Consider the following 1359-nt stretch of genomic DNA (forward strand, 5'->3'; position numbering starts at 1 on the left):
ACACAAAATTATTGACACTCTCTCCAGTTATCCTGGACATGTTAAATTCAACGAAAAATTTCTTTCTTTTAGCAAAGATGCTGGATTTAAGGCGATTGCCTGTCAGCCATACAGGCCACAAACAAAGGGCGTTGTGGAATCTCTAGCGAGAACAACTAGCCGACTAGCTCCTTACGATGGTGAATTTAAAACCTTAAAGGAACTTGATGGTATCGTTGATGAGATCTGTCGAGATTTGAATTTAGAGGAATCTCAGAGCACGCATAAAATTCCAAAGGAATTATGGCAAAAAGAAAAGGAGTGCCTCAATCCCCTAAACGATGACATCGATAGATACTTTAACAGCGTGCAGACTCGAAAAGTATCGAAAGATTCAATGATTATGTTCAGGAAGAATCAGTACTCCGTTGATCCTAAGTATATAGGAAAAACAGTTGAAATTAAACTAAGTCCCACCAATAAAAGTATCAAAATTTATTATATGGGAGTGGAAATTAGATCTCATAACCTAACCGATAAGCAATTCAACTATAACGAGGATGATTACAAAGCAATTTTAAAGACGGATCTTTTTAAGGACCGCTCAGAAGACGAGCTCAATAAGTATATGAGCGAGAATCTTAAAGCATACGATTGTCTGTAAGGAGTTGAATTTATGACGGACTATGAACAGCTTATCTCAAATTTAGCACAATTAAAATTAAACAATTTCAGTGAAAATTATCAAAATTATAGTACGGAGGTCGATCAACAGCGACTCAGTTTCGGTGAAGCATTATTAAAATTAACCGAAAGTGAGCTGCAATACCGACGGGATCAAGAAATTAAAAAGCGAATCTAGCAAGCCAAGTTTCCGATCGTCAAAAGAATTGATGAGTTCGACTTTAACTTCCAGCCTTCAATCAATAAGCAGGAGATTCTGGGGCTTAAATCGTTAGGCTTCTTAAACAATCACCAAAATATTTTACTGGTTGGCAGTCCAGGAGTCGGCAAAACGCACCTAGCGATTGGCTTAGGGCTGATAGCGTGTGAACATGGCTTTAAGACCCTGTTTATCAATTGCCATGACCTTCTACTGGCTTTAAGAACGGCCGACGGTAAAGGAACTCTGGAAAGGCAGATGAAGAGATACTCAAATTATGAGCTGTTAATCATTGATGAGATTGGCTATTTACCAATGAAACCTGATGATGCGAACTTACTGTTTCAACTCGTTAACAATCGGTATGAGCAGCATTCAACAATCATCACAACTAACGTACCACTATCTGGATGGGGAGAAATTCTACATAATCCAGCCGCAGCGGAAACCATTTTGGATCGTCTGGTCTATAAGTCACATATCATTAAAATTGCAGG

At 38.5% G+C, this 1359-nt stretch carries 1 protein-coding gene and 1 pseudogene; both read left to right on the forward strand.

Going from position 1 to position 1359, the window contains the following annotated elements:
* Positions 1 to 643: transposase (locus FC47_RS10685; protein ID WP_162258428.1), on the forward strand; the 643-nt coding region annotated here is incomplete at its 5' end.
* 12 nt (positions 644 to 655) lie between these two features.
* Positions 656 to 1359 (forward strand): annotated as a pseudogene (gene istB, locus FC47_RS10515) (IS21-like element helper ATPase IstB); the annotation flags it as partial.

This window comes from Limosilactobacillus mucosae DSM 13345 (assembly GCF_001436025.1).
In the GTDB taxonomy this organism is placed as follows: domain Bacteria; phylum Bacillota; class Bacilli; order Lactobacillales; family Lactobacillaceae; genus Limosilactobacillus; species Limosilactobacillus mucosae.